The organism is Acinetobacter sp. WU_MDCI_Abxb74, from assembly GCF_025513915.1.
Lineage (GTDB): Bacteria > Pseudomonadota > Gammaproteobacteria > Pseudomonadales > Moraxellaceae > Acinetobacter > Acinetobacter calcoaceticus_C.
Genome location: NZ_JAHPRP010000001.1, coordinates 510137 through 535936, shown reverse-complemented (window position 1 = coordinate 535936; position 25800 = coordinate 510137). Strand labels below are relative to the sequence as shown.

The window sequence follows — 25800 nt, the reverse complement described above, 5'->3', positions numbered from 1 at the left end:
AATTCCTCACAATAAAAAAACCCCGACAATTAATATCAGGGTCTAATATTTAATAGCTTATTATCGAGAAATTAACTCTGGAAAGAGTTCTTGCTGCTCTTTTGAACCCATAGCATGATAGCGGGCTGCATTATCATTCCTATCAAAGTCTACAACACTTATAACTTTCAGATTATTGCCGTCTGAACCACTTAAATCGCAAATTAATACTCCTTCCAGCTCAATACACTCTCTATGTTTGTTAGGTAAGAAAGCAACATTAAATTTTTCAGGGGATTGAACTGATCGATATAACCAACCATCTTGATTAGGTAAATTAGCAAAACTATCTGCTACTGCACGAGTTATTGTATATCGGCTCTCTTCACCGGGCTTAACATCTTGAGCAAATTCTTCATCTAAAAAAGAATAGAATAATCTTGTCAAATCATCTTTCGGTAAATTTGACCTTTCATAATCACCTAATGCTGTGACTATTATTTCACGTATAGCCTTATATTTCATAATAGCTACAAAATTATTTTCACTTGCGCGAGCTTCTTTTATAGCTAGATATGGATCATCAGGGCAACAATATAAAATGCTTTGATTAATATTATTTAAACGACCAGGATACTTTACAAATTCACTTGGTGGTTCCCATGCATCCCCAACGTTACTAACTGTATTAAATGGTATAGTAATATCGTTTGAGGGGATTCCTCTTGCACGAAAAAAAGTTGTCCCGTTAGGTATAGACCTGAACTCGCAAGGAGCGACATATCGATTACCGAATATTGAGGTTAATTCGTACAATATATTTTCATTTACAGATCCATTTTTTGCCCTTTCACGAAAAGTAAAAATATTTTTCTTTATTGTTTCGATATCTATATTTGATTTAAACACTTATAAAACCTAATAAATTCATACTAATAAGAATAATATTTTTTTATAGACTCTAAATCAAACATATTTTAAAACAAAAGCCCCGCCAATAATCGATATTCAGCGGGGCTCCAAGTGCCATAATACTTCCGGCAACGATAAAACTAACTTTTAGATGATCGAAGAATCTCTAATACTTTGTTTGTTAGATCATGAAGATCAACGCCGTGAGGATGCCAAAAATTATAAAACACATTGTCGCGGTTATAAATTTGCAAGTAATAAGTTGAAGTGTAGCTTGGGTCAATTTCGGATGCTTTAAATATCTTCACATCTTTTTCAATTTCTTGACCATCTAATTCACCCCCAACACAAAGCGTCATTTTATTTACCAGTTTTATTTCGTACTGGACTATAGCACGAAAGAAAACCTCCCGAAGGAGGTTACTTATCATAGTAAATACTAGAAACTCATTTTTAGTGCATTTGGATTAATTTTTAAAGGCGGTTTTTTCTGCACAATTACTAAAAATTCCTGATCAAAAGTTTTTTCAACTCTCTCACCATCTGAATTTGCATATTCACATGTAACCCAATGCCCTCTTCTGCCAATGACAAGCATCTCAACATCTTTATCTTTGTGTTTTACAATATCACCAGTACCGATTTTCTCTGAACTCATAACCCCACACCTAAAAAATTATTTTAAGATTAAAATCTAACCTAGATTTTTTATTAAAACAATAAATAGAATTTTTTTAAATTATTGAAATAAAAAACAAAAAAAGCTCACCAAATGATGAGCTTTAATACCAGTGAATCATTTACACTTCGAACACTGTAACATAAATATGTCATAATAAGTCTAGACAGTCAATTATTTAAATATTCAAATTTATTTAGTCCCAACAAAACTAATTTTGCTTTTAGAAGAATTAATGATTGTGTAGTTTGATGTGAAAAGTTTAATCTTTTTAAATACAAAGCATAACCTCCTTTAATTTCCAAACAATCAATAAGTCTTAAGTAACTTAATTCTTTGATTTCAATCAAATCATATAGATGCATTTTACCGCGTTCAGAAGTCTCAATTACTATTGTCTGTTTCATATATTCAAATTTTCACTTTAATTCTAGTCTTTTATCATGGCCTGCTAAATAAAATCTAGCGCAACTTACCATAATTGCAGCTTGCGCTTTTGATTGATTTGTTTCTTGCGCCACTTTTCCTAAACCTTTATTTTCAACTTTGTTTTTGATTAAGCAAATCAAAGCAAATTTAGTTGTAAAATCTGTCTTTTCAGAATTCAGTAAATTACGTAAAAGAATTTGTACTTGATCAGCCTCATAATCATCGATCTCACAACGAATATAAGATTTTCCCTTAGGCAGTTCATTACTTGCTTCACGCATTAACCAGTAAATTTGATTGATATGAAGTCCATCTGGTAAATCTCCACCTTTCATTCTAACTGTTTCACACCAAGCACCAAACTGCTCTAACCAACCATCGATACTGTATTTAGACCATTCCATTTGTTGTGTTTTTAAAGCTGCACTCATTTCTCACCCACCAATTGCTCAATTTGTTTAATCACCACGCCTGCTTTAACTTGCTCTGTACTGAACCGTAAAACTGTAAAACCCATCATTGCCGCTGAGTTGTATTTCTCCATATCCCCGATGTAACCTTTACCTCTTGTGTGACGTCCACCGCTCCAGATACCACCTTCCACCTCTACCAAAATCTTTGTTCCCGTAATCAGAAAATCAGCTCTCCATTTGCGTTTAGGGTGGAATTTGTATTCCTGTTCAAAACTGATCTTGCATGCTCTCAAGTGTGTTGCCAGTACCGTCTCGCTTTCACTTGGTTGTCTGGTACCTTGCTTTGCTGAACGGCGCGTCTTTGTCTTCACTGGAAATAATTCACGGTATTCAGCAAGGCTCATTGATGTCATGCTGCCCCCTGCAATGTGCCTTTGAAACCAACTTGCTTGAGATACGGTTCCCATTGTCTCGCCTGATCTGGATCGCTAAGTTTTACGGCGATACGAGCTGCAAGTTGGTCGTAACTTTCCCCTGCAGCTGCAAACTGGCTTGCGAACTCAGGATGTTGTGAAAGTTTCTGTGCGAAGGTATGAACCTGTTTGTCGCTCAACTGGTGCGGTGCGCCCGCCGAGCACCGAACTGACGACCCTGAATTCCGGAAAGCTGCCTGTTCACGTGATTGGTATTTACCACATGCGTTGATTAACCAATCTGCAAAGTGGTAATTCATGAGTTCATCACAAAGACTCTTCTCGGCGTTGTAGAGTTCAAATGCACGTAACTCCCGATCGAACCAAGTCGCATTTTTGATCTGCTCGTAAGTTTCCGGATCAGTTGCCAAACGAATTTCTTCGCCAAGTTTTTTCAAACTCAACCATGTTTTTTTATTTTTAGATTCATCTGATAGATTCTTTGGTAGATTCCGTGTCCCAACGTTGGGACTGTTTAATGGGATTGTTGGTACTCTTTCCTCGGAACAATGGTACTGTTCCGTTGTTGGTACTGTTCCAACAGTGGTACCCTTTAAATCGGTACTTTCCTGAGGTAAGTATCCCGTTGTTGGTACCCTTTTATTTTCGCGTCCCAACACACCAATTAATTTATAGATTTTTACTTGTTTGGTTTTACCCGTGCGTTCACCCGTATCGGCGATAAGACCATCTTCAATTAATTCGGCGATAATCTTCATTACCGTTTTTCGGTCAAGATTGGTGTCATCTTCTAAGCGTTTAACACTCGGATAGCATGTATGTTCTTCACCAGCACGATCTGCTAATGACAATAAGACGAGTCGTTTAAGCGGCTTTAGACTGCCGCCCTTACGATCACTGAACTGGACTTCCCAAGCCCATTTGGTGGCATCTAGACTCATAAGCCCCCTCCAAATAAATCGGTTTGTTGGGCATTTGGAGAAATCCAAAGGCATTCTTGACGACTCACGCCCCCTCTATTCCCTGAGGCCTGTACAGCTTTAGTTTTCTTTACCCAGTGTGTTAAGCGTGAGTTGTAAATCTCATGGTCATAACCCGATAAAATGACTTTGCCTTTGACCTGGTTTAATAGATCTAATAAATCGATATGGTCCTGATCACTCATTTCATATCGGTAAGCCGTCATGTTTGATGTTCGAGTACTTCTTACATACGGTGGGTCCACAAAAAATAATGTGTTCTCATCGTCATATTGGTTAATCACTTTTGCAGCTGGCTGGTTTTCAATAAGAACCTGTTTTAAACGCTCAGCAAACTGCAATAATCGATTTGGGTAACGTTCCCATAATGCAATTTCATAATTCTTTTGTCGGCCTCCCGCCATTCGAAAACCAGTTTTTCCTTTAGTTGCCCCAGCTGAACCAAAACCCATCTGAGCTCGAATGATCATCCTTCTCGCTTTTTCTACAGGGTCTTCAGTTTCATCGTAGGCATCATAGAATTCAGTGCGAGAAAATGGTGTTAAATACAATTTCTCTTCTAAGCATCTTCGTTGATCTGGTTCTCTAAGTACTTTGAATAAATTCACGACTTCATTATCTAAATCGTTATAGATCTCAATAACACTAGGTTCTTTAGTAAATAGAACGGAAGCTCCACCACCAAATGGCTCAACATAAGTTTTGTGGGCAGGAAAATGTGAGATAACCCAATCAGCGATCCGGAACTTGCCACCGTGATAACGGATAAGCGGATGTTTTAAGCTACTCATGACACCTCCGCCCGTGCTAACTCTTCTGCGGTTAATCGACGTTTTAATTGGTTTTCCGCAACAGTGGCATGACGTATATACCTCACACCTGATGTCCAAACTTTTCCGTTGATGTCAGTCATAGAGACATGGTCTCCAAGAAAGTCACTTTTTATTTCTATGATGCAGAAAATACTATCGCTACCAAGTGGGCCCATAATGTGGTTTTGAATAACCACCATGTCACCTACTACAAATTCTTCTGAGTTGAGTTCGGTTGGTTGTTCTGATAAATTATTTGTGTTCATTTGATTCACCTCAATTGAATGCCTAGAAGCCTGATTTCCGAGATCAGGCTTTTTTTATTTCTAAGATTTGTGATTCTGGGTTTACTTCAACTTTCCCGCGTATGCCCAAACGCTCCCTCTTCTGCCTATTTTTATCTGCTCTTTCAAGCATTAAGCTAACTTCATGATATTCCCCCATAAGGGCTTTTTCTAAGAGGACTACAGCTTGATGTGCATACTCATTTCCACGGACATCCGCAATCAATCTCAAACGTTCCATCATGTCTGGAAGCATCTTCAATCGAAGATCTTCTTTTTCAAGGCTCATATTTATGTCCTTAGCCAGCAGCAACTTTATTTTTCAGAGGTTCATTTCCTTCTACCAAATCACGAATTTGGTATTCACGAGCTAATGGGATTTTTTCTTCAGGCCACTGACTAATTGCTTGAGTGCTAATACTTAACTTGTAGGCTAACTCAGTAATACTGCACTCCAGCAAGGCCAATGCTTCTGTTTTGGTCATGCGTTTCACCACTAAAAAGTAACTTTACTTACCTTTATTTAAACACATAAAACTTACCTTATCAAATGGTAAGATTTCTTACGAACGGAACTGGCAAAAAACTATGGAAACTTTAGGTACTCGTTTAAAAAATCTGAGAAAGTCTAAAAAGCTAACTCAACAACAAGTTGCTGATGCAATTGGAGTTTCTAAAACATCAGTAATTTATTGGGAAAAGGATGAGAACTTACCTAAGCACGATAGTTTGATGGCATTAGCCCAAATTTTAGCGGTTACTTCTGATTACCTTTTAAGTGGCAAAAGAAATGATTCTCTAGATAAAAATATCACTGCCCAATTTCCTATAGCTGGTCGCCTAGTACCAGTTATTTCTTGGGTACAAGCAGGTACTTGGACTACTGCAGATTCTGTTCCAATGGGTACTGAATTTAAGGAATGGTTACCACCAAACCCTAAATGTGGAAAAAACGGTTACGGTTTAATTGTAGTTGGGGAATCTATGTCTCCAGACTTTAGACCAAGTGACAAAATTTATGTAAATCCTGACTTTCAAATAAGTGATTTAAAAACAGGTGATTTGGTTATCGTTGCATGCGAGGGGGAAACAGAAGCAACTTTCAAGAAATTGATTGTAGAAAGCAACGGTATGTATTTAGAACCCTTAAACCCTAAATGGCATGAAAAGATCATACCACTACGAGAAGGATGTAAGTTGGTTGGTAAAGTCGTAGGATTATATAGGGATGTTTGATTTAAGATAGAATATTTTATTATTCAAAAATTTAATATTTTTTTTAGAATCAAACATAATAAAATCACTTCTAATATTACTTAATTATTTTATGCCTTAAAATTAAAGGAAGAAAAATGTTTTTAGTTGATATTTCACCAGATATAACAATGTATAACCTTTTAAAAAGTCAAGGTTATGATCCTGCTTATGCACTTTCCGAGTTTATTGATAATGCTTTGCAAGCCCATCTTTCTAATAATAAAACTCAACAGGAAATTGCACCATTAGAAGTTAATTTATACTTCTATTCAAAAGATTATCGTGAGGCTGAACTTAAAAATAGTATTGTTATTGAAGATAACGGCCCAGGTATTACAAAGAAAAAATTTATAAATGCCATGAGACCAGCTAGACCGACGGCAGCTAAAGGTTTAAGTGAATTCGGTATTGGAATGAAAGCATCTGCCGTATGGTTTACAGATAACTGGAAATTAGAAACTAAACCAAGTTCAGAAAAATTTAAATATATCCTTAATTTCAATCTTTTATCATTAATTAATAATCATGAACATAAGATTAATACTAAAGAGATCAGTGATGAAGGAAAAAGTGGAACGAAAATTACACTCTATAATTTGAGAAGGCAAATAAGTAAAGATACTTTTGAATCAATAATTAATGACCTGGAAGAAATTTATCAAAAATTTACTAGAAAAGAAGCCCCCACTCTAAAGTTAAAAGCTTTTTTCGATCTAGAGGAACATGATCTTACTTTTTCCAAAGAATATGAAATATTAAATAAGCCAATTTATAAAAAAATTAAACAAAAGCTATATGCAATAGGTGAGGATAAACAGTGGAAAGTTAATTTATCTTTTAGTTTTGAAGGCGTACCAATTAAAGGTTTTATATGCCTCCGCGATCCAGGAAGTTATACAGATAACCCTGGGTTAGTTATGTTCAGATACGACCGTGTTATACAGGGTTTATCCTCTAAAAAATTTATGCCGTTAAAATTATATAAATCTCATAATAAACATGAAGCACAACGTGTTTATGGTGAATTTATAGCAAATGACCTACCAGTTACATATACTAAAGATAAATTTGAGATTGATGAAGAAGCTTTTGGCACTGAATTAGCAAAGATAAAAGAAGTTCAAGATCTACTAAAACAATCATCAACTTATAGAGTTGATGGCCGCACTAATGAAGAAATAATTAGAATAAAAAATGAGGATGAAATACATTCTGCAACCCCATCTTCTTCTCCAGTTCAGAACCCTACCGATACGAACCCATCTCCAGTTCAGAACCCTACCGGTACAAATCCATCTCAAGTTCAGAATCCTACCGGTACAAATCCATCTCAAGTTCAGAATCCTACCGGTACGAACCCATCTCCAGTTCAGAATCCTACCGGTACGAACCCATCTCCAGTTCAGAACCCTACCGGTACGAACCCATCTCCAGTTCAGAACCCTACCGGTACGAACCCATCTCAAGTTCAAGATCCTAATGAAAAAAACCATTCAGAAGGTCATAATAATGCAGATACGACTAAGCCAGTTCCATTTGATGATGAAGAGATAAAAAAAGAACTTATTCAACCAGAAATGTTAAAAACTTCGTTTCAAACTAATGAGTATTGCAGCTGCCTAATTAACCAAATTAACTGGATTTTTCTTAATAAAAAAACATACAAGACAATAATCTTAATTGCCTTAAGAAATTTGGTTGAAAATTATTTAGATTACACATATAGCCAAGCATTTCCCTCTGGAACTGCAACTAATTTTGAGAATAAACTTAATGAAATGATAAATAGTATTAGCGAAAAAAAAGTTTTTACTAACTATGTTTCCTCAATTCACCCCTACCTAAACCATTCTTCGCATGGATATCAAACCCAAAAAAATATATTTGATTTAAATTTTTCTGAAGAACCCATAAAACGTCTTGTTAGTGCATTGCACCTATCTGCACATAAGGGGAATAATATTGTCAATCCGGACAGTTTCTTCCCTGCATATGTACAGCAGTACAATCTATTACTTGAGTTCCTATATTGTATCGCAATATATCAAAGATCAATTACTCCAACAGCTAAACTTATCTAAACTAAAGCATATGATTTTAAGTTACTTGAAATTAACTCAATAATTTTTGCATTTACAGCATTTCCTAATGCTTTAAATGCAGCTTTTCTATCATTCGGTAGAGCTTTCAACTTATGAAGATGCTGTAATTTTGCAGCCTCATAAGTTGATACATACCTTGCCTGAGATGGTATTACAGGAATCTGGGTTGGTGTCATCGCAATAAGTGAAGGAGCAATATTGGATTTTAAGACTCTAATACCAGAAGCTCTAAATTGTACTAAATGATTAAAAATATTAGGACTATGGCGCAAGCCTCGCCACTCTAAAATTTGCCAACTATTATTATTAAAATTAAAGTCTGATTTCCATTCATCGCATATAATTGTATTAGCTTTATAAAGTTTTCTTGAATAAATAACTGATCTTTCAACCCATAAAGCCACTTTTTTATTTTTTCTTGTGTAACTTGGCATAAGATTTAAAACCTCTTCCCAGGTCTTACAGTGTTTTAATTCTTGACCATAAGCTCCTTTATATTTTTTAATTTCTTTTAAAGTTAAACGACTAAAATCAAATGGATAATTTGCACCAAACTCTGGAGCTACAATAGATACACTAGGTAACTCGTCTAAATTAAGATTAGTTAGTAATTGCTGCCATTTAACCAATAGTTGATTTTTTTGGGGTTCAAGTTTTTTATATTCAAAATTATCATTCAATAATTTCTGGAAGTCATTCTCATAGTTTTGACTGATTTCGGGCCATTTAAAACCTTCTATTAAATCATTCCTCACCCCCACAATAAAAACACGCTTTCTATTTTGTGGGATTCCTACATCGGTTGGTGAAATTATTTTATAATCTATTTTATAACCCAACCCTTCAAAAGAATTTTTAATATATCCCCAAAATTTCCCTTCTTCAATTGTAATTACATTCGGTACATTCTCTAAGAGTACATATTTGGGCTGATGGTATTTCGCTATTCTCAGTACATGGTCTATTAATTTTCCAGACTCAGGACATTTAGCCCCTTTCTTCTTACCAGCAAGAGAAAAAGGTTGGCATGGAAAGCCTGCACACAAAATATCATGCTCTGGAATATTTTCTTCTTTAATTGTACGAATATCATCATGAGGTATAAGATCATGATTAATTTGATAAAGATTTCTTAAATCTGGGTCAATTTCACATGAAAACACACATGAGTGTCCATGCTGCGCCAACCCAACATGGAATCCCCCTAACCCAGAAAATAGATCTATAAATTTCATTTTTCACCTTCTAATATTTGTTGTTAAAAGATCATTTACTTCTGCCAACAAGCTTTTTAGCTTTTGTTCTAAGGATGGATGCTCTAAAGCAATTCTTTCTAAGTTTTGAAATTCAGCAGTCATTGATGTTCTTGATAGAATTTTTTGATTTACTCCTATTTTTAAAAAGTCGCATAAATCTAAGACACGCCTATTCACAACCTTAAAATCGCTGTTTTTAATTCTAAGTAAGAAATCCTTATTCAAAGGCTTTACCAAACCGAGATTAATTTCATTTTTCTTCAAAAGATTAAACTTATTACAAACATCTCTTAATGAAATTCCTTCTCGATCAAGATAACTTTTTACCTCTAAACTTATTTCATAAGGTGTTAAATTACAGCTCATCTCATTACATTAAACTGATAATATTTACGAAATTGTCTTATAAAAATGAGACAACATCAATAAAAAAATTAGATTTTTTTAAATAAATTTTCTCGATGCCATTTTAAATATATTTCAGATCCAACTGTTAAACTTATTTTTTTTTGAGGAATATTTTGAGTAGTAAAAATATCCAGTACTTCGTTACTAGCAAATAATATTTCGCCAGTATCTTCAAAGGAAATTAATCCATTATCAAATAATGCATCAATATGCGCGGCCAATAAGATACCATTAGCTGGATCTAATCTTTCTAAAGAAGAGCTCAACGACCAAGGCTTAATGTGACTAGCTCTTAAAAGTATAGGTAATTGAATGCCAGTAACTGGACAAGTCTGCTTATAAAAGTCTAGTAGTTTCTTTCTAAATAAACTTTGCCCAATACGCTGCATAATCAATACGGTCTTTGACGTTTCCTGAATACTTATTGCTTCTTTAATAGGATAAAAACGCTTATAGTTTGGTTCTACCTGATCTATTAAATACTTTGCAAGCTCAATAGAAATTTCGGCTAAATAACATTTTTGGTTTCCATTTCCAAGTATATTTATAGGTGAATTTTTCAAAGGCAAAAGATTTCTAAACTCTTCAAAACAATCTTTAGCTCTAAACTTTTGGCTGCAGTATGAAAAATTTATATCCACCTTCCAACCTATACCTGACCAATTTGCGGCATTAACATAAGGATTAGAGGCTTCATAACATGAAGAGGTGGCATATCCTACCGCCTGTATTACTCCAAATGCGAAAGAAAAAACAATGTCTCCTGGTTGTACATACGTCAGATTTTCATAAGTCTGATTAAAAGCACCATTCACTTCTCTTTTTGGAGACCAGACATAACTTCCGCTTATCTCATCTTTATAAGATTGCTTATGATTAACCCAAAAGAATTTTTGTGTCACTCTTTTCTACCTTTCTATTAAATAGATTTTCTCTATTCTACAATTATTATTCAAATCAATAACAAGGTCCATTTAAACCAACCAAAAGTAAGTTTAATTACCAATTGTATTGACTAATTAAGTAAGTTAGCTTACCTTTATCTCATGAACAACAAAAAGCCCACTGATCTTCGAACCCCAGTGAGCTTTGCAAACTTTGCGAGATAAGTATGAAACAAAACACTATCCCTAGTCAAACGACTGCACGCTTATATCAACACCCCACTGTTGAAGAACAGCGCCCTTCTCGTTTAGCTGCCATTAAAGCCAACGCAATAGACTTCATTAAGTTTATTACCCTTTCATTCATCCTTTGGGTAATTGCTGTAGCCGCAGCATCTTGGATGATGGGAGGCTGATCATGACTAATTCAACTTTAAACCTATCTGAACGCCAACAAGCAGTTTTGCAAACTGTTATCGAAATTAATAAAGAAGGCCACCAGCCTTATACATGGCAAGTAGTCCGCCGCATGGAATCCAAAGGCCACCAAATTACCGAAAAACAGTGTGCTTATGATCTAGGTGTAATTATTCGCACTAAAGGTACAGGTGTATTTTCTGTCAAGTTTGATAGCAATCCTAAAGTTTGGATCTATGAAGAACCTAAGGGAGCGGCTTAATCATGAATACTCAATTCAAACCACATCCAGACGGTATGAAAGCCTATATGGGCCATGACCGCTTAACGGGTCTCTATTCTGTGCGTATCGGCTGGACTGTTTATGCAGCTAATGCAAACGGTAGTGTGCTGTACACCGTAAAAGGTGAAGTGAAGACTCCTTTAAATGTCGAAGAATTTAAGGCAAAGCGCCCTAAGGTTTATACAGCCTTAATGAATGAGATTAAATTCCAGCGCAAAAAAGCATTAGCAACTGCCCTTCAACTAAACAATATCCCTTCATATGACCGCAAAGCTTATAAGAACAAGCGCGGCTTTACGGGCAGTCGATAGGAGATTTTGAATATGTCAGTTTTCTTTAAAAAAGCAGAACGTAAAAACGCGAAATTACGCTTAGCTATAGCGGGCCCGACTGGTTCAGGTAAAACATACACAGCATTAGTTTTAGCTAAAGGTATTGGTGGTCGTATTGCTGTTGCAGATACTGAAAATAGTAGTGCTGAACTATATGAAGATTTGGTTGAGTTTGAACATGCAAATATTCAACCGCCCTACACACCTGAGAAGTTTATAGACGTCATTAAGGCTGCTGAAAATGCAAACTTCGATACTTTAATTTTAGACAGTATTACACATGAATGGTCTGGTGTAGGTGGTTGTTTAGAAATCGTAGATCAATTAGCGTCAACGTCCTTTAAAGGTAACTCTTGGGGTGCTTGGAGTCAGGTTACTCCGCGTCATCGCAAATTTATTGATGCAATGCTTCGATCTAGTATCAATATCATTGTTACGATGCGTTCAAAAATGGAAACAGTTCAAACCAACGACAACGGCAAAAAGAAAGTTGAAAAAGTTGGAATGAAAGCTGAACAGCGTGATGGTATTGAATATGAATTTACGACTGTCCTTGATCTCACTCATGACAACATAGCTGTAGCAACTAAAGACCGTTCACGTCTATTTTTAGAACCACGCCAGTTAGGTGAACATGATGGTGTTTTACTGAAACAATGGCTGCTTTCTGGATCTGCTAACGCATGTATCACTGGAAATCAGTTTATGGAGCTTGAGCATTTAATGCTGCAAGCTGGCATCGATATTGAAAAGTTCTGCAAAAAGCGCAGTCTCAATAGCCTTCATGATGTGAAACAACAAGTGTTTGAAGAGACATGCGGAGGCATTAAGAAAATCATTCAACAAAATCTACAGGCTCAGCAAGCCAATGAAAAACAACTCATTGAACAGCAAGAAAAGACTTTAGAAAGTGACTATCAAATAGCGCTTAAACACATTGAGGCAGCTCAGTCACCTAATGATCTGGACTACTCTGTGAATTATTTCAAAAGCACTAAATACGAGCAAAACATACTTAATGCCTGCACTGCTAAATCAGATATGGAAGGATGGACAGCATGAATAATTTAATTACTGCAGCTGAAGCATTTACAGCCTTACAAGTTGGAAAAACTGTCTTATGCCGTCCTATCGGAGACATTCTGGATTTCGCGGAATTGGATCAATTCCCTGCCACAATTTTTGCTAAATCAGGTTATGAATTTTGCATCAAAGTTGAAACTGTTCAATTAGCTGGGTTCACCTTTACCAAGCCTTATGCTTTAGATGAGCTTCAGCAAGGCCAAGAAATCTTTGTCGTAAGTAATACTGGAAGTATTGTTAAAGGTGCTTTCATTCCTAATTACGAAGAACTCGTTAGTGCGGTTAAGAATGGTTTTGTTCAACGTGATGCTACGAATGCAGAATTACAAATGAAAGCCTTTCAAAAAGCTTTAGGACTTGAATGTGAAATCGTATTTAAAGAAGCTGATTTCACTTCATTCATGAAAGCAGATGCAAAGTTAAAGAAATCAAATTTAGTACGTATTGTTGAAGCTTTAGAGCAGCAAGAAGCTGAACAGTTGAATAGCCAAAGTTCAACATCAAATGATGTTGGAAAAAAGACATTACCTAAAGCAGAGCAAAGAACTGAAAGTGTCGAAGATGATTATCAAAAAACACTTAAATTCCTACTCCAACAAGTAAGTGAATCAAAAACAGTTGAAGAAGTTAATGCTGTCTATAAAGAAGTGCGACACTGGAATGATGAGCAAAACAAACCTTTGCTAATCGCTACTCATAAACGACTTGAGGAACTCGCTCAAGCTAAACCTGCAGGTAATGAGCCACCATCGTTATTGGTTCAAATCCAGACCGCATCCGACCTTACCACTTTAGATGCTTTGGAGATTGATGTTTCAGGACGAGATCCACTAATTCAACCAAAGCTCATGGGAGCTGTTAAAAAGCGTCGCTTTGAATTAGAAAATGCCGCTTCCAGCGAACCAGATTATTTACTGGAGGACTAACAATGAGCTTCCGTTACTCCTCTTCTGCCCGAACACTGATTGTGTTCGGCAACCTGATGAACCATTACTACGACAATGTGAATCCGTCCCAAATCGACAACTTAGTTGATGAGGCGAAATTTAAAGAAGCGACTTGGAGAAAGTAAGGAAGACCTATGGCTTGTCTAATCAAAGTATCTGAGTTTATTAAACGGGTTTATGGCGGCAAAGATGCAACCCCTCCAGCCCCTCAAACCATTACCCGTAGTTGCCGACGTGGTGAATTACCAGCTGAACAAATCGGCAGGATCTGGTACATAGACTGGGAAATTTACCGAAAACGTACCGGTAATGAACTCGTAGACCGTGTTTTAAGAGGTTGAAATGGCAAGGCCTCGTAATACAAAGAACAAAGACTTACCAGCTAATCTTTATCGCGGTGACGGCAGTGCTTGGCGTTACCGTCACCCTGTAACGGGTAAGTTTCATTCAATGGGTTCAGATAAATCAAAAGCGATTACAGCAGCACGTAAACTTAATGAATTACTCATCCCGTCAGATGACCTGATTGGTAAAGTTATGGGTGGAGTATTTTTTGGTGAATTTGCAGATGACTACTTAGCGAATAAAAGACGTAAAGATGGTAAACCCGTAGCTAGCACAACAATTGAAAGTTATAGATCTTATCTGGAACGATGCAAACTTAAATGGGGTGATTTACGAATAGACCAGATCACTCTCTTTATGGCCAATCAACTTCTAGACGATATGACGGCATCCTCCAGCAACGGATGTCGTGGAGTTTTAATTGATCTGTTTAATGTGGCTGTCAGCAAAGGATTATGTCCAGATAATCCTATTGAAGCCACGATGCCTAAACATTCAAAGCGCCAACGAAGAAGACATACGTTAGAAGGCTTGGAACTTGTTCGTAAGCACTCTCCTGCATGGCTTCAAAATGCGATTGATTTAGCCCTGTTAACAACACAGAGACGAGTCGATATCCTGAAAATGAAGTGGACTGATATTGTTGATGGTTATTTGCACGTTGCTCAGGAGAAAACCACTGATAACCCAGAAGATGAATTTGAGATTTCTGAAGGTGCCGGTTATGTGAGGATTAAAATTGATAATGAACTTCAGCAAGTTTTAAATCGTTGTAAAGATAATGTGGTTAGCCCTTTTATTATTCACCGCGTACCAATTAAACAAGGTAAAAAGAGAAAATATGAGAAAGAACACTGGACCCAAATTGATAATCAGTATTTATCTTCAAACTTTTTAAAAGCAGTTAAGAAGTCAAATGCATATCCAAACTTAACTGGTAGGCAATTACCGACCTTTCATGAAATTAGAGCTCTAGCTATTTTCTTGCATAAAAAAGCGGGTAAATCTGCTCAGGCATTAGCTGGTCACACGAGTAAGAAAATGACTGAACATTATGAAGCTGGACATGAGATTATATGGAATGATGTGGACGTAGGTATTAAATTACCATTTGCCGAAATGACATAAGATTGGGCTGCAAAACCCTTTCTTAAGTTATTGTTTTCTAATAATTCTATATGTTCGAAAAGTTCTATAATAATTAAAATAAAAAATATAATAAAATTCATTAAAATCAATGACTTTAAAATAAATGCTATATATAATTTCTCCCTAAAGAATAGATATTAGGTTCAATAAAATTACCAAAAGATATTTAGGTTATCCCAAACCTATAATGATAAAAATCTCAATATCTATGCTTGGTAATAGGTAAATGAGCTTAAAAATAAAATATCACTAAAATATTTAAAAACAATGTAATTTATTTAAATTTTAAAATAATATATAAAATACAAATACTTATATTATTTAATTGGTAAAATTTAATTATTTAAAGAATTACTATTGTTTTATAAAACTAATTAATTATTGAGTAAATTATATTAATACCTCCATATTATTTAACAAAGACAATTAAATAATATATTTTTTAAAATAATTTAATAAATATTCTTTAATTTTTTCAGAAATATCATATTAGAAGAATTTTCATATAACTTACCCTTCTAGGTGAGTTGAGTAATTTAAAGAAAAGATAGGATGTAACTATGACCAAGTGGGACTCTTACACCATTTTACTTTCTTCCAGAAAATAAAAAACCCACTCATTGAATGGGTTTGGTCAGTTAAAGTTTGAAATTAAATAGCTTCTATAACGATATACTTTCCTTCATAGAAAAGACCTTCGGTACTTGTTTCTTTTAATTTGCAATAAATCGCAATCGGATGGGTCAATTTTCTATTTTCGTCACTCGGAACATGCGTAATCCCAGATAAAAAATTTGAATTATCATTTTCTAAATTCCAAGAAGCACCACTGTCTTTATGCCATTTGCTATTTGGATATTTAGAATCTAACCATTCAATACATTGCTTCATTGTTGAAAATTTTTTTGTTTCCTCTTTTTCAATTTTTGATGCCGCACTTACCGAGGCTCCAAACGTTAAGAATAAAGCTCCAATTAAAGTTTTTCTCATGAAAATACCCTTTATTATTAATAATTAAAATTTAAGAACTTAAGATATAAAAAAACCACCCTTAGGTGGATTAGTTTTTAGGAAGAGTTTTGTTAATTTCACTACTGGCAGTTTCATGAAGTTTTAATAAGTTAAAACTTTCATAGTTAGCTAAAATACAAAAAAGAAGAGCGGCTAGTAAAATTAGGGTTATCTTATTCATTTCATTTTACCTTAGAGATTTTATTTTTTATAATCCCGCAATGGTACATTAAAATATTATCAAAACTTTAATTATTAAGAATCTACCACAATTTATTACAAAATCTGCTTTAAACTTAACCAAATTTTCTAAATCTCTTAATAGCAATGTAACTTGCGAATCAACAACAATGACCAGACGTAATTCTTGTGCCATCTTTACATTCACTCAAGCAATAAAAAACGACTGTTTGTTTATGAAGACGGTTATCTATAATTCTTTAGCGCACTTCAATGAAGCTGCCTTTAAGTCATTATCGGCTTTGTAGACCATGTTTGAATTAGAGGCACTCAGAGTTATTCTAGCTTCGAGTATATCTCTGTTTAAAAGCTTCACTTCTAGAGTCATACCATTTTGAATGTAAATTATATTATTTGCATACTTAACTTTGTTGAATACAACATGCCCACTGGTATCGTCACAAAGTATTCCGTTGCCATCTGAATCAAGTTTTATTGTTGATATGCTTGGGCCAATAGAAATTGTCCATATACCTGATACTGGAAGTGTTGAAGCTTCCACTTCACTAAATTTATTATTAATCATATGATTAGTTGGAGTTACACACCCACTTAATAAAAAAAACAAGCTTAATGCAAATATCTTTTTCATGAAATTATCCATTTTAGTTATGAGTAAAATTTACCAGATCGGAAAATAGAAAACTACCCGAAGGTGACTTAAGTAGTTCAGCCTATTGTTTTGCACTTTCTTTTTCATATTTTTTGTCAAAAAACATCATATTAGACAAGTTTTCGTATAAATTACCCTTCTAGGTGAGCTGAGCAATCTAAAGGAATGAAATGACGCTTAAACAACTAAAAGCTTTTTTAGCCCTTGCGCGGACACTCAACTATGCCAATGCATCTTTAGAGTTACATCTAAGCCAATCTGCTTTAAGCCTCACCATTAAAAGCTTAGAGGAAGAATTAGGCGGGAAACTATTTAACCGTAATACACGTCGTGTTGAACTTACTCAGGAAGGCAAATCCCTCATTCCCTATGCTAAAAAATTACTTGCCAATTGGGAGGAAATGGAAAACGATGTTAAACAACGCTTTAAGCTTAATCGTGGAACATTAAGTATTGCCTCAATGCCATTTGTGACTCATGCAATTCTGCCAGAGGTGATTCATCAATTTTTAGCACTTCATCCCAATCTGAACTTTTCAATTCAAGATATTCCCAATGAGACCATTATAGAAAAAGTACAAGATGGTATTTTTGAACTGGGTATTTGTTTTGAGCCTGATCTTACCGAAGGCTTAGAGTTTAAACCTTTGTTTGAGGAAGATTTCTTAGCCTTATTACCTAAAAATCATCCTCTTGCCGACTCTGATTCTATTACATGGCAAGAGCTTTGTTCAAATCCATTCGTTACATTGCAAAAGCCTTCAATTGTTCGATATTTAGTTGAGCAGAATTGTTTGCGAAATAATATGACGCTTGATTTAAAAGTTGAATGCCATCAAATTTCATCGCTTTCGAGCTTTGTTGCTTACGGAATTGGGGTAAGTGCGATTCCAAGGCATTTTGCGAAACATATTAATAAAGAACATAATGTATTAATCGAATTAAAAGACGAAACTATTCGTAAGACCGTTGGAATTGTTTATAAAAAGAATTTTGAAATTTCAAATATTTCTACTCAATTTATTGAGGCATTGATTCAATATAAATTTTAAAAATTAAATACTGGATTTTAGGATGAGATAAGCTTACGGCCAAGGTGAATTTCTTAATTATTATATTTTTCAATAACCTGAGACAATATTTTAAAAGATTTTAGCTTTGTATGCTTCTGATCTTTTGTTGTTAATTTGATAGCATTCATTGATTATACTTATTAATCCTTTAAAAAAATTAACTTCTATAATACAAATTGAGATGCTAAAAGTAAGATTACTAAGGGATATAGGAAAATAATAGAATGAATAAAGTTTATGCCAATGCAGAGGCAGCACTAAAAGATGTTATTGCAGATAATCAAACACTTGCCGTTGGTGGTTTTGGTTTATGCGGAATTCCGGAAAAACTGATTGTTGCAGTTAAGCAAAGTGGCGTAACTGGTCTTACTTGTATTTCAAATAACGCAGGTGTAGATGATTTTGGTTTAGGTATTTTGCTTCAAACTAAACAGATTAAAAAAATGATCTCTTCTTATGTGGGAGAAAATAAAGAATTTGAGCGCCAATATTTAAATGGTGAACTTGACGTAGAACTCACTCCACAAGGGACCTTAGCTGAAAAGTTACGTGCTGGTGGTGCTGGTATTCCTGCATTTTACACTCAAACTGGTGTAGGCACACTGATTGCTGAAGGTAAAGAAGAACGTACCTTTAAAGGCAAAAACTATATTTTAGAAGAATCATTAACAGCGGATATCGCACTTGTTAAAGCATATAAGGCAGATAAAGCGGGTAATTTGGTATTCCGTAAAACTGCTCAGAACTTTAACCCTGAATGCGCAATGGCTGGAAAAATTACGATTGCAGAAGTTGAACAAGTTGTTGAAATCGGTGAGTTAGATCCAGATGAAATCCATTTGGCAGGTATCTATGTAAATCGTATTGTACTTAATGCATCACCTGAAAAGCGTATTGAACATAAAACTTTAAGCACGGAGGCAGTATAAAATGGCTTGGTCACGCAATGAAATGGCACAACGTGCTGCAAAAGAACTTGAAGATGGTTTTTATGTCAATTTGGGTATTGGCTTACCTACCCTAGTTGCCAATTATATTCCTGAAAATATTAATGTTTGGCTTCAATCTGAAAACGGTTTATTAGGTATTGGCGAGTTTCCAACTGAAGAAACTGTTGATGCCGATTTAATTAATGCAGGTAAACAAACGGTTACTGCTCGCGCTGGCGCTGCTTTTTTCTCAAGCTCAGCTTCATTTGCCATGATCCGTGGCGGCCATGTAAACATTGCAATTTTAGGTGCAATGGAAGTTTCCGAAAATGGAGACTTGGCCAACTGGATGATTCCGGGTAAGAAAGTCAAAGGTATGGGCGGCGCGATGGACTTGGTTGTTGGTGTCCAAAAAGTTGTTGTTCTTATGGAACATTGTGCAAAAGATGGTACGCCAAAAATTGTGAAAAACTGTAGTTTACCTTTAACCGGTAAAGGTGTTGTGCACCGCGTAATTACTGACTTAGGTGTAATGGACATTACTCCACAAGGTGTTGAACTGATTGAACTTGCTAAAGATGTCACACTTGAACAGATTCAAGCTGTTACAGGTGTCGAATTCTATAAAACCTTAGTCGCATAAATTTTAATTTTTAGTTCGCCCTATAAGACTTAAGTTAGAAAGTGAGCTTAAGTCTTAACCCTTTTAAGCACCGGATGTGCTGTTAATGAATAAGAACGAGAAGGATTTTTTCAGCTATGGAAAAACAGCAAGGAATTTTTGAAAGATTTGCCCTTCGGATTAGTGATTGGTCTGAAAAGTGGTTTCCAGATTCGTATATTTTTGCACTACTCGGCGTCATTATTGTCTCTATTGCCGCTTTGGGTATTGGTGCCCCAATTCAAGATGTAGCAACTTCTTTCGGTAACGGTTTCTGGAGTCTTATTCCCTTTACCCTACAAATGACCATGCTGATTATTGTGGGTTATGTCGTTTCTGTATCTAAGCCAATAAAATTCCTGATTCAAAAAATGGCGCATATTCCAAATTCTGGGCGTGGTGCTATTGTTTTGGTTGCAACTGTCAGCTTGTTAATTTCACTGGTCAATTGGGCGGTAAGTACCATACTTACTGCACTTTTGGTGATCGCATTAGCGAAGCGTAAAGAGCTGAATATGGATTATCGTGCTGCCGCAGCGGCTGCGATTATTGGTATGGGTGCAACTTGGGCATTAGGGATCAGTTCTTCAGCAGCACAGCTTCAAGCGAATAAAAGCAGTTTGCCTGAGTCGATTTATAATTTGACCGGTGTTATTCCATTTACAGAAACCATCTTTCTTTGGCAATCAATTGCGATGACCATTATTCTGGTGATTGTTTCAATCGCAATCGCGTATTGGTCAGCGCCAAAAGGCAATAATGTTAAAACGATTGAAAGTTTTGACATTCAGTTTGAAGAAGAAAAGCCACATGAGGAAAAATCTACTCGTCCGGGTGACTGGTTAGAAAACTCGCCTATTTTAACGATTATTGTGGTGGCTTTAGGCTTAATCTGGATGTTTTTTGAATTTTCAAAAAGTAATCCGATCATTGCCATTTCAAGCCTAAACACTTACAACTTTGTGTTTTTAATGCTTGGGTTAGCGTTACATGGAACACCACGAAACTTCTTAAATGCTGTTTCAAAGGGAGTTCCAGCTGTATCAGGCATTTTAATCCAGTTCCCGTTGTACGGAAGTATTGCATTTATCATGACGCAAGCTTTAAACAGTCAGGATTTATCGCTGTCACACTATGTTGCCGAGTTTTTCGTCTCAATCGCTTCAAAAGAAACCTTTGCAATTGTGATGGGAATTTACTCCGCCATCCTTGGGTTCTTCGTGCCATCTGGCGGTGGAAAATGGATTATTGAAGCCCCATATGTCATGCAAGCAGCAAATGATTTAAAAGTTCATTTAGGCTGGTCTGTACAAATTTATAATGCAGCCGAAGCTTTACCGAATTTAATCAATCCATTCTTTATGCTTCCAATGTTAGGCATTCTAAAACTAAAAGCAAAAGATGTGATTGGTTTTACAGTCACTCAGCTCGTCGTGCATTTTCCTTTAGTTTTATTTTTATTGTGGTTCTTTGGAAGAACGCTTAGCTACACCCCACCCACTTTTTAATTTACTGGCGCCTTTAGTTTCAGCTAAAGGTAAATTTAGCAAATACATCAATAAGAGATATTAAGATGAGTTCAATTGTTATAGTTTCAGGTAGCCGTACTGCAATGGGCGGTTTTCAAGGCAGCCTATCGGCTTTAACTGCACCAGAACTTGGTGCTGCTGTCATTCGCGAATCGATCCAACGCGCAGGTGTTTCCCCTAAACAAGTAGATGAAGTTATTTTTGGTTGTGTATTGAGTGCAGGCATAGGTCAAGGGCCTGCTCGTCAGGCTATGCGTAAAGCTGGTGTACCTGATCATGTAGGTGCAGTCACCATTAATAAACTTTGCGGTTCTGCCATGAAAGCAGTGTTAATGGCATCAGACACCTTAAAAGCTGGTAGTGCTAACATTATTGTTACGGGTGGGATGGAGTCCATGAGTAATGCTCCATATATTTTGCCAAAAGCACGTGGCGGCTACCGTATGGGCCATGGCGAAATTAAAGATCATATGTTTTTAGATGGTCTTGAAGATGCTGAAACGGGTCGATTGATGGGTTCTTTTGCGCAAGACATGGCAAATACCAAAGGCTTTACACGTGAGCAAATGGATAACTTTGCGATTTCTTCACTGAAAAAAGCGCAAACTGCCATTACACAAGGTTACTTCAAAGAAGAGATTGTTCCTGTTGAAGTAAAAACTCGTAAAGGTACCGAAGTTATCGATCAAGATGAGCAACCATTAAAAGCGAATCTTGAGAAAATCCCAACATTACGCCCTGCCTTTAGCAAAGACGGTACAATTACAGCTGCAAACTCAAGCTCAATTTCTGATGGTGCTGCTGCATTAGTACTCACTACTGAAGAATATGCAAAAGAGCATGGTTTAAATACTTTAGCAAAAATTGTTGCAACTTCGACCCATTCACAGCATCCAAGCGAATTTACAATTGCTCCGATTAGTGCGATTCAAAAAGTACTTGAGCGTGCTGGCTGGTCTGTTGACGAGGTAGATGCTTGGGAAATTAATGAAGCTTTTGCAATGGTTGCAATGGCACCAATTCACGACTTAGGTATCGATGAAGCAAAAGTTAACATACATGGTGGTGCATGTGCTTTAGGACACCCAATTGGCGCAACTGGTTCAAGAATTATCCTTTCTCTTATCTATGCTTTAAAACGCTTAGGTAAAAAGAAAGGTGTTGCTGCGTTATGTATTGGTGGCGGTGAAGCTACAGCAGTCGCAATTGAAATCTAAAAATTCAAAACAAAGAAGATGTAAGAGTTTTTCTTACATCTTCTTTTTTAGACTTTAAAAAGTTCATAACAGGTTTGACGGAACCATTTGTGGCTACTTTTATGATGGCAAGACATATGCCAATGTTGTTTAACATCATAAGTTGGGAAGTCGAGAGGTGCTGGTAAAATCTGTAAATTTTCTCTCACCAATAAGACTTGGCTCAAATAGTACGGCACAGTTGCAATCGCATCTGTTTCTTGAACGACTAATCCTACCCCTAGATAACTTGGTAAACGGATTAGAATATTTCTATCCAACCCCTTGTTCTGTAATTCATTTTTAATGTGGTAGTGACCGATCCCTGCATCAATATCGATATGATATTCACGCATATAGTCCTCTAAAGTAAAATTATTTGGATCTAAACGAGGATGGCTCTTAGAGCTAATCACCACATAATGTTGTTTGAAAAACTTCTGTTGATAAAAGCCTTCTTCCAATTGAGGTAAAAAGCCAATTGCAAGGTCAATTTCACCATTTGCCATTTGATAACTAGTTTCTGGTGTAATCGGCCGAATATTCAAACGGATTAAAGGGGCCTTCTCTTTTAAATAGTTTGTTAATTGCGGCAATAAGACCAGATGAGATACATCAGTCATCGCAATAGTAAAAAGTTGATCCGAAGTAAGTGGGTCAAAGTTCACACTAAAGTTGTTAATACTTTCAACTTTATCAATAACTTCACTAATGAGTGGAAAGATTTCTTTAGCCAATTCGGTTGGAATCATTTCATTCCCAACACGAATAAAAAGCGGGTCATTAAAATGCTGACGGATTTTGTTCAGTCCATTACTAACACTCGGTTGTGTGAGGCCAATCGCATCAGCAGCCATTGAAACGCTTTTAAACCGATAAATGTGATAAAAAATATTTAGTAATCTACTATCTAGATCAAACAAAATTGTCTCCGTCTGGATCAAATAATCCATTCAAAAGGAATGAAATCAGGTACAGCATATATAGAAATGCTCACTAGATTTTTGAATTATTGATATATGGTCTAAATTAACAAAGAATCTAGACCATGAGCAATGCTTTATAAAGCCTTTCATCATAAAGACAAAGGTATGGGCGCTTTAATTGATTACTTTGTATGTAAATATGTTGAATACAATACATATCCTTATAAATTTTAATCAGGCTGAGTTTGGAAGCCCTTCCAGATTTGCTGGACTGCTTTGTTATCACTCAAATTATTTTTAAAAATGTAAATATCTTGGGGAAGACAATACTCATGATGATCTAACATAACCAATTTTCCGTTAGCAAGATCTTCTTCTACATTGATTTTTGGAATCCATGCGACACCTAAACCTTGTAATACCAGCTCTTTCAAATTAGTTGCATTATCAGTTTCGTATAAGGTTTTATAAATCAGTTTACCTTCGATCAGTTGGTCTACTAATTTTCGCAAATAAGCATGTTTACTATAAGCAAGCAATGAAAAATTATTCTGAATTGTATGCTTAGGCGTATGGTTTGCTTCAGTAGCCGATACAGGAACAATCTCTGTTTCAGCAATCTTGATTCCACTTAAAATATCATCACCAACACGGTTAATATGAGATCGGTCTGCATAACAAATCATAAAATCGCAGGCACCTTCTTTTAAAAGAGATAAACCCTCGCCACTATTTGTCGCTACAATTTCAATTTTTAAATCACGCATAAACGTTGGAAATTTTTTCAAAAAAGTCGTTAAAAAACCGGAAGCTAGTGAGTGAACCACACAAAAACGAATAGTAGATTCGGTTTCATTTTTAATATTTTTAATCAGCTTAGCGGTCTCTTCCACCTGCTTCTCAATATTTTTAGACATAACCAGCATAATTCGCCCGATGTCTGTAAATTCAATATTATTTTTATTATTTCTAATAATAACTTCAGCTCCAATCATCTCTTCTAATTGCTGAATTCTACGCGTAAAAGCGGATTGACTAATAAATCGTTTTTCTGCTGCTTTTGAAATAGAACGCTCTCGCTCTAATGTCAAAAGATCTTCTACCCAACGTACTTCTAAGTTCATTTTATGCATTCCCTTTTTATAGTTATGTCCTTAATTTATCTTGTTGGGAAGCTGAAGAAATAGCTGAATAGATGAATGAAAAATATAAAACATGGGAGTACCTGCAAAAATGCGATGGAAGAATGGCAAAGCCAAACGATAAAAATAAGTATTTAATAATTCTGACATAGAAAAGAGCGTAAGAGAATAAAAGACTTTGATTTAACTCTACAACTCATACAAATATAAAATTCTTCTAATAAAAATTATTTTAAATCAACAATTAAATTAGACATAACGCTAGTAAATGAATAATTCAACCTTAATAAAAAATAAGAATGATCCTATAGTTTCTTCATGTTTTAATTTTGATAAAAAAAGTCCGCACCTTGGGGAAGAATACGGACTGTAAAACTAAAATATTACTATTTTGATCATTTCAGGATTTAAGCTTTCTGACCTAATGAATTCTTTCAAATCAGAAGATATATTTGCAGTATAGTTCCACTAAAGAAACCTGACTATTCTACTAAAGTAGCTATCCCAAATCAGACCGAAACAAATTTCTAATATTCCCCAATGAGATAATATAGCTTTCTTGAAATTTCAACCATCATGTTAGAAGTATATTGAGTAATTTCAAAAACTTGCTTTTTCTGTGGATTAAATACCATATTATCTTTTTCATCGCTAAAAAAGATATATGTGGTGTATTTATCCATTTGATGGATATGCTCTTTTAAGCTTACTTTTTCCCCAGAATTGGGATCATAGGCGATAAACTTCATTCTCATGAATTTTGTCTCTATACATACAGTCTTTTACCTAAAATTTAATAAAACTTAGATAAAACAATATTTTGATGGATAATATAAAATAGTTGAGCTGAGTAATCGTAGCTATTTATAAGATATGGCTACGATATTATTTGCCTTGTTTACAGAGGTTTCTGCAGAGGCAATAGACTGCTCAGCTTCTTTAAGCAGACGAGAGGTTTTAGACTCACTCTTCTCTTCACCATGGAAAAGTACATAGTATGTAAAACTACCCAAAATAATTAATGCAGCTGTGACTTTTAACATAAACTTAAAAACT

Annotated in this window: 34 protein-coding genes; 15 read left to right on the top strand and 19 right to left on the bottom strand. The window is 35.5% G+C overall.

Annotated features, from left to right (window positions below; translation table 11 throughout):
* Nucleotides 1–60: 60 nt before the first annotated feature.
* The 10 genes from KTH84_RS02595 to KTH84_RS02550 form a co-directional block, all read right to left on the bottom strand.
* Nucleotides 61–888, bottom strand: a complete 828-nt coding sequence (locus KTH84_RS02595; protein WP_262471845.1) for an RES family NAD+ phosphorylase — start codon at nucleotides 886–888, stop codon at nucleotides 61–63.
* A gap of 143 nt (nucleotides 889–1031) precedes the next feature.
* On the bottom strand, nucleotides 1032–1250 hold the full coding sequence (locus tag KTH84_RS02590; protein ID WP_262471844.1) for a hypothetical protein: 219 nt from the start codon (nucleotides 1248–1250) through the stop codon (nucleotides 1032–1034).
* An 80-nt stretch (nucleotides 1251–1330) separates the two neighbouring features.
* Nucleotides 1331–1549 carry a hypothetical protein gene (locus KTH84_RS02585; protein WP_262471843.1) on the bottom strand — a complete coding sequence of 73 codons (219 nt, stop codon included), beginning with the start codon at nucleotides 1547–1549 and terminating at the stop codon, nucleotides 1331–1333.
* A gap of 440 nt (nucleotides 1550–1989) precedes the next feature.
* Nucleotides 1990–2430 (bottom strand): hypothetical protein, encoded by a 441-nt coding sequence (locus KTH84_RS02580; RefSeq protein ID WP_262471842.1) that lies wholly within the window; start codon nucleotides 2428–2430, stop codon nucleotides 1990–1992.
* The gene (locus KTH84_RS02575) at nucleotides 2427–2825 is read right to left on the bottom strand and encodes an endonuclease domain-containing protein (protein ID WP_262471841.1); all 399 of its coding nucleotides are present in this window, start codon (nucleotides 2823–2825) and stop codon (nucleotides 2427–2429) included. Before KTH84_RS02575 ends, KTH84_RS02580 begins: the two co-directional genes overlap by 4 nt.
* Nucleotides 2822–3787 carry a helix-turn-helix domain-containing protein gene (locus KTH84_RS02570; RefSeq protein WP_262471840.1) on the bottom strand — a complete coding sequence of 322 codons (966 nt, stop codon included), beginning with the start codon at nucleotides 3785–3787 and terminating at the stop codon, nucleotides 2822–2824. Before KTH84_RS02570 ends, KTH84_RS02575 begins: the two co-directional genes overlap by 4 nt.
* Nucleotides 3784–4617 carry a DNA adenine methylase gene (locus KTH84_RS02565; RefSeq protein WP_262471839.1) on the bottom strand — a complete coding sequence of 278 codons (834 nt, stop codon included), beginning with the start codon at nucleotides 4615–4617 and terminating at the stop codon, nucleotides 3784–3786. The genes KTH84_RS02570 and KTH84_RS02565 overlap by 4 nt, the downstream gene beginning before the upstream one ends.
* The gene (locus KTH84_RS02560; protein WP_262471838.1) at nucleotides 4614–4904 is read right to left on the bottom strand and encodes a hypothetical protein; all 291 of its coding nucleotides are present in this window, start codon (nucleotides 4902–4904) and stop codon (nucleotides 4614–4616) included. The genes KTH84_RS02565 and KTH84_RS02560 overlap by 4 nt, the downstream gene beginning before the upstream one ends.
* A 43-nt stretch (nucleotides 4905–4947) precedes the next feature.
* Nucleotides 4948–5211, bottom strand: coding sequence for a hypothetical protein (locus KTH84_RS02555; RefSeq protein ID WP_262471837.1), 264 nt, complete (start codon nucleotides 5209–5211; stop codon nucleotides 4948–4950).
* Between the two features lie 10 nt (nucleotides 5212–5221).
* Nucleotides 5222–5407, bottom strand: coding sequence for a Cro/CI family transcriptional regulator (locus KTH84_RS02550; protein WP_004642112.1), 186 nt, complete (start codon nucleotides 5405–5407; stop codon nucleotides 5222–5224).
* 103 nt (nucleotides 5408–5510) lie between these two features.
* Here KTH84_RS02550 and KTH84_RS02545 point away from each other — a divergent pair, with 103 nt between their 5' ends.
* Both KTH84_RS02545 and KTH84_RS02540 read left to right on the top strand, forming a co-directional pair.
* Nucleotides 5511–6158, top strand: a complete 648-nt coding sequence (locus KTH84_RS02545; protein ID WP_262471836.1) for a LexA family protein — start codon at nucleotides 5511–5513, stop codon at nucleotides 6156–6158.
* A 116-nt stretch (nucleotides 6159–6274) separates the two neighbouring features.
* A complete protein-coding gene (locus KTH84_RS02540) occupies nucleotides 6275–8260 on the top strand; it encodes an ATP-binding protein (protein ID WP_262471835.1) in 1986 nt (661 codons plus the stop codon).
* On the opposite strand, the gene KTH84_RS02535 is transcribed toward KTH84_RS02540, so the two are convergent.
* The 3 genes from KTH84_RS02535 to KTH84_RS02525 form a co-directional block, all read right to left on the bottom strand.
* Complete coding sequence (locus tag KTH84_RS02535) at nucleotides 8257–9516, bottom strand: DNA cytosine methyltransferase (protein WP_262471834.1); 1260 nt, start codon at nucleotides 9514–9516, stop codon at nucleotides 8257–8259. The genes KTH84_RS02540 and KTH84_RS02535 overlap by 4 nt on opposite strands.
* Nucleotides 9517–9519: 3 nt before the next feature.
* Complete coding sequence (locus KTH84_RS02530; protein WP_262471833.1) at nucleotides 9520–9903, bottom strand: hypothetical protein; 384 nt, start codon at nucleotides 9901–9903, stop codon at nucleotides 9520–9522.
* Between the two features lie 68 nt (nucleotides 9904–9971).
* Nucleotides 9972–10847: an HNH endonuclease gene (locus tag KTH84_RS02525; RefSeq protein ID WP_262471832.1), complete on the bottom strand. Its 876-nt coding sequence runs from the start codon at nucleotides 10845–10847 to the stop codon at nucleotides 9972–9974.
* Between the two features lie 209 nt (nucleotides 10848–11056).
* Here KTH84_RS02525 and KTH84_RS02520 point away from each other — a divergent pair, with 209 nt between their 5' ends.
* From KTH84_RS02520 to KTH84_RS02485, 8 genes are read left to right on the top strand one after another with little or no spacing between them, the layout of a single operon-like run.
* Entirely contained in the window at nucleotides 11057–11245 is a 189-nt protein-coding gene (locus KTH84_RS02520) for a hypothetical protein (RefSeq protein ID WP_262471831.1), read from the top strand.
* A gap of 2 nt (nucleotides 11246–11247) precedes the next feature.
* Nucleotides 11248–11508, top strand: coding sequence for a hypothetical protein (locus KTH84_RS02515; RefSeq protein ID WP_262471830.1), 261 nt, complete (start codon nucleotides 11248–11250; stop codon nucleotides 11506–11508).
* A 2-nt stretch (nucleotides 11509–11510) separates the two neighbouring features.
* Complete coding sequence (locus tag KTH84_RS02510; protein WP_262471829.1) at nucleotides 11511–11840, top strand: hypothetical protein; 330 nt, start codon at nucleotides 11511–11513, stop codon at nucleotides 11838–11840.
* Nucleotides 11841–11852: 12 nt separating this feature from the next.
* The gene (locus KTH84_RS02505; RefSeq protein ID WP_262471828.1) at nucleotides 11853–12923 is read left to right on the top strand and encodes an ATP-binding protein; all 1071 of its coding nucleotides are present in this window, start codon (nucleotides 11853–11855) and stop codon (nucleotides 12921–12923) included.
* Entirely contained in the window at nucleotides 12920–13870 is a 951-nt protein-coding gene (locus tag KTH84_RS02500) for a hypothetical protein (protein WP_262471827.1), read from the top strand. Before KTH84_RS02505 ends, KTH84_RS02500 begins: the two co-directional genes overlap by 4 nt.
* A 2-nt stretch (nucleotides 13871–13872) precedes the next feature.
* Nucleotides 13873–14016, top strand: a complete 144-nt coding sequence (locus KTH84_RS02495; RefSeq protein WP_002045195.1) for a hypothetical protein — start codon at nucleotides 13873–13875, stop codon at nucleotides 14014–14016.
* 9 nt (nucleotides 14017–14025) lie between these two features.
* A complete protein-coding gene (locus KTH84_RS02490) occupies nucleotides 14026–14232 on the top strand; it encodes a hypothetical protein (RefSeq protein WP_005047321.1) in 207 nt (68 codons plus the stop codon).
* A gap of 1 nt (nucleotide 14233) precedes the next feature.
* A complete protein-coding gene (locus KTH84_RS02485; protein ID WP_262471826.1) occupies nucleotides 14234–15364 on the top strand; it encodes a phage integrase Arm DNA-binding domain-containing protein in 1131 nt (376 codons plus the stop codon).
* A gap of 672 nt (nucleotides 15365–16036) precedes the next feature.
* Here KTH84_RS02485 and KTH84_RS02480 read toward each other — a convergent pair.
* The gene (locus tag KTH84_RS02480; protein ID WP_262471825.1) at nucleotides 16037–16375 is read right to left on the bottom strand and encodes a hypothetical protein; all 339 of its coding nucleotides are present in this window, start codon (nucleotides 16373–16375) and stop codon (nucleotides 16037–16039) included.
* A gap of 451 nt (nucleotides 16376–16826) precedes the next feature.
* Nucleotides 16827–17228, bottom strand: coding sequence for a J517_1871 family lipoprotein (locus KTH84_RS02475; RefSeq protein WP_262471824.1), 402 nt, complete (start codon nucleotides 17226–17228; stop codon nucleotides 16827–16829).
* A 191-nt stretch (nucleotides 17229–17419) separates the two neighbouring features.
* Between KTH84_RS02475 and KTH84_RS02470 the strand changes: the two genes are divergently transcribed.
* From KTH84_RS02470 to KTH84_RS02450, 5 genes are all read left to right on the top strand, one after another.
* Nucleotides 17420–18301 (top strand): LysR family transcriptional regulator, encoded by an 882-nt coding sequence (locus KTH84_RS02470; protein WP_133973669.1) that lies wholly within the window; start codon nucleotides 17420–17422, stop codon nucleotides 18299–18301.
* 245 nt (nucleotides 18302–18546) lie between these two features.
* Nucleotides 18547–19251, top strand: a complete 705-nt coding sequence (locus KTH84_RS02465) for a CoA transferase subunit A (protein WP_016138175.1) — start codon at nucleotides 18547–18549, stop codon at nucleotides 19249–19251.
* A 1-nt stretch (nucleotide 19252) separates the two neighbouring features.
* Entirely contained in the window at nucleotides 19253–19894 is a 642-nt protein-coding gene (locus tag KTH84_RS02460) for a 3-oxoacid CoA-transferase subunit B (RefSeq protein ID WP_042896384.1), read from the top strand.
* A gap of 116 nt (nucleotides 19895–20010) precedes the next feature.
* Nucleotides 20011–21420: a short-chain fatty acid transporter gene (locus tag KTH84_RS02455; RefSeq protein ID WP_262471823.1), complete on the top strand. Its 1410-nt coding sequence runs from the start codon at nucleotides 20011–20013 to the stop codon at nucleotides 21418–21420.
* A 65-nt stretch (nucleotides 21421–21485) separates the two neighbouring features.
* Nucleotides 21486–22658, top strand: a complete 1173-nt coding sequence (locus KTH84_RS02450) for a thiolase family protein (RefSeq protein WP_262471822.1) — start codon at nucleotides 21486–21488, stop codon at nucleotides 22656–22658.
* A 47-nt stretch (nucleotides 22659–22705) separates the two neighbouring features.
* On the opposite strand, the gene KTH84_RS02445 is transcribed toward KTH84_RS02450, so the two are convergent.
* The 4 genes from KTH84_RS02445 to KTH84_RS02430 form a co-directional block, all read right to left on the bottom strand.
* Complete coding sequence (locus tag KTH84_RS02445) at nucleotides 22706–23599, bottom strand: LysR family transcriptional regulator (protein ID WP_042896782.1); 894 nt, start codon at nucleotides 23597–23599, stop codon at nucleotides 22706–22708.
* A 233-nt stretch (nucleotides 23600–23832) separates the two neighbouring features.
* Nucleotides 23833–24726 carry a LysR substrate-binding domain-containing protein gene (locus tag KTH84_RS02440; protein WP_262471821.1) on the bottom strand — a complete coding sequence of 298 codons (894 nt, stop codon included), beginning with the start codon at nucleotides 24724–24726 and terminating at the stop codon, nucleotides 23833–23835.
* A gap of 545 nt (nucleotides 24727–25271) precedes the next feature.
* Nucleotides 25272–25493 carry a hypothetical protein gene (locus KTH84_RS02435; RefSeq protein ID WP_080028261.1) on the bottom strand — a complete coding sequence of 74 codons (222 nt, stop codon included), beginning with the start codon at nucleotides 25491–25493 and terminating at the stop codon, nucleotides 25272–25274.
* Nucleotides 25494–25604: 111 nt separating this feature from the next.
* Nucleotides 25605–25787, bottom strand: a complete 183-nt coding sequence (locus tag KTH84_RS02430) for a hypothetical protein (protein ID WP_042896391.1) — start codon at nucleotides 25785–25787, stop codon at nucleotides 25605–25607.
* Nucleotides 25788–25800: the final 13 nt, after the last annotated feature.

Bases quoted from the DNA above. Each gene is read 5' to 3' on its own strand.
- KTH84_RS02510 (WP_262471829.1), top strand. From the start codon at position 11,511: ATGAATACTCAATTCAAACCACATCCAGACGGTATGAAAGCCTATATG.
- KTH84_RS02485 (WP_262471826.1), top strand. From the start codon at position 14,234: ATGGCAAGGCCTCGTAATACAAAGAACAAAGACTTACCAGCTAATCTT.
- KTH84_RS02440 (WP_262471821.1), bottom strand. From the start codon at position 24,726: ATGAACTTAGAAGTACGTTGGGTAGAAGATCTTTTGACATTAGAGCGA.
- KTH84_RS02465 (WP_016138175.1), top strand. From the start codon at position 18,547: ATGAATAAAGTTTATGCCAATGCAGAGGCAGCACTAAAAGATGTTATT.
- KTH84_RS02475 (WP_262471824.1), bottom strand. From the start codon at position 17,228: ATGAAAAAGATATTTGCATTAAGCTTGTTTTTTTTATTAAGTGGGTGT.
- KTH84_RS02450 (WP_262471822.1), top strand. From the start codon at position 21,486: ATGAGTTCAATTGTTATAGTTTCAGGTAGCCGTACTGCAATGGGCGGT.
- KTH84_RS02575 (WP_262471841.1), bottom strand. From the start codon at position 2,825: ATGACATCAATGAGCCTTGCTGAATACCGTGAATTATTTCCAGTGAAG.
- KTH84_RS02490 (WP_005047321.1), top strand. From the start codon at position 14,026: ATGGCTTGTCTAATCAAAGTATCTGAGTTTATTAAACGGGTTTATGGC.
- KTH84_RS02580 (WP_262471842.1), bottom strand. From the start codon at position 2,430: ATGAGTGCAGCTTTAAAAACACAACAAATGGAATGGTCTAAATACAGT.
- KTH84_RS02535 (WP_262471834.1), bottom strand. From the start codon at position 9,516: ATGAAATTTATAGATCTATTTTCTGGGTTAGGGGGATTCCATGTTGGG.
- KTH84_RS02565 (WP_262471839.1), bottom strand. From the start codon at position 4,617: ATGAGTAGCTTAAAACATCCGCTTATCCGTTATCACGGTGGCAAGTTC.
- KTH84_RS02455 (WP_262471823.1), top strand. From the start codon at position 20,011: ATGGAAAAACAGCAAGGAATTTTTGAAAGATTTGCCCTTCGGATTAGT.
- KTH84_RS02515 (WP_262471830.1), top strand. From the start codon at position 11,248: ATGACTAATTCAACTTTAAACCTATCTGAACGCCAACAAGCAGTTTTG.
- KTH84_RS02540 (WP_262471835.1), top strand. From the start codon at position 6,275: ATGTTTTTAGTTGATATTTCACCAGATATAACAATGTATAACCTTTTA.
- KTH84_RS02545 (WP_262471836.1), top strand. From the start codon at position 5,511: ATGGAAACTTTAGGTACTCGTTTAAAAAATCTGAGAAAGTCTAAAAAG.
- KTH84_RS02460 (WP_042896384.1), top strand. From the start codon at position 19,253: ATGGCTTGGTCACGCAATGAAATGGCACAACGTGCTGCAAAAGAACTT.
- KTH84_RS02555 (WP_262471837.1), bottom strand. From the start codon at position 5,211: ATGAGCCTTGAAAAAGAAGATCTTCGATTGAAGATGCTTCCAGACATG.
- KTH84_RS02520 (WP_262471831.1), top strand. From the start codon at position 11,057: ATGAAACAAAACACTATCCCTAGTCAAACGACTGCACGCTTATATCAA.
- KTH84_RS02430 (WP_042896391.1), bottom strand. From the start codon at position 25,787: ATGTTAAAAGTCACAGCTGCATTAATTATTTTGGGTAGTTTTACATAC.
- KTH84_RS02530 (WP_262471833.1), bottom strand. From the start codon at position 9,903: ATGAGCTGTAATTTAACACCTTATGAAATAAGTTTAGAGGTAAAAAGT.
- KTH84_RS02550 (WP_004642112.1), bottom strand. From the start codon at position 5,407: ATGACCAAAACAGAAGCATTGGCCTTGCTGGAGTGCAGTATTACTGAG.
- KTH84_RS02570 (WP_262471840.1), bottom strand. From the start codon at position 3,787: ATGAGTCTAGATGCCACCAAATGGGCTTGGGAAGTCCAGTTCAGTGAT.
- KTH84_RS02500 (WP_262471827.1), top strand. From the start codon at position 12,920: ATGAATAATTTAATTACTGCAGCTGAAGCATTTACAGCCTTACAAGTT.
- KTH84_RS02560 (WP_262471838.1), bottom strand. From the start codon at position 4,904: ATGAACACAAATAATTTATCAGAACAACCAACCGAACTCAACTCAGAA.
- KTH84_RS02480 (WP_262471825.1), bottom strand. From the start codon at position 16,375: ATGAGAAAAACTTTAATTGGAGCTTTATTCTTAACGTTTGGAGCCTCG.
- KTH84_RS02470 (WP_133973669.1), top strand. From the start codon at position 17,420: ATGACGCTTAAACAACTAAAAGCTTTTTTAGCCCTTGCGCGGACACTC.
- KTH84_RS02435 (WP_080028261.1), bottom strand. From the start codon at position 25,493: ATGAAGTTTATCGCCTATGATCCCAATTCTGGGGAAAAAGTAAGCTTA.
- KTH84_RS02590 (WP_262471844.1), bottom strand. From the start codon at position 1,250: ATGACGCTTTGTGTTGGGGGTGAATTAGATGGTCAAGAAATTGAAAAA.
- KTH84_RS02585 (WP_262471843.1), bottom strand. From the start codon at position 1,549: ATGAGTTCAGAGAAAATCGGTACTGGTGATATTGTAAAACACAAAGAT.
- KTH84_RS02495 (WP_002045195.1), top strand. From the start codon at position 13,873: ATGAGCTTCCGTTACTCCTCTTCTGCCCGAACACTGATTGTGTTCGGC.
- KTH84_RS02505 (WP_262471828.1), top strand. From the start codon at position 11,853: ATGTCAGTTTTCTTTAAAAAAGCAGAACGTAAAAACGCGAAATTACGC.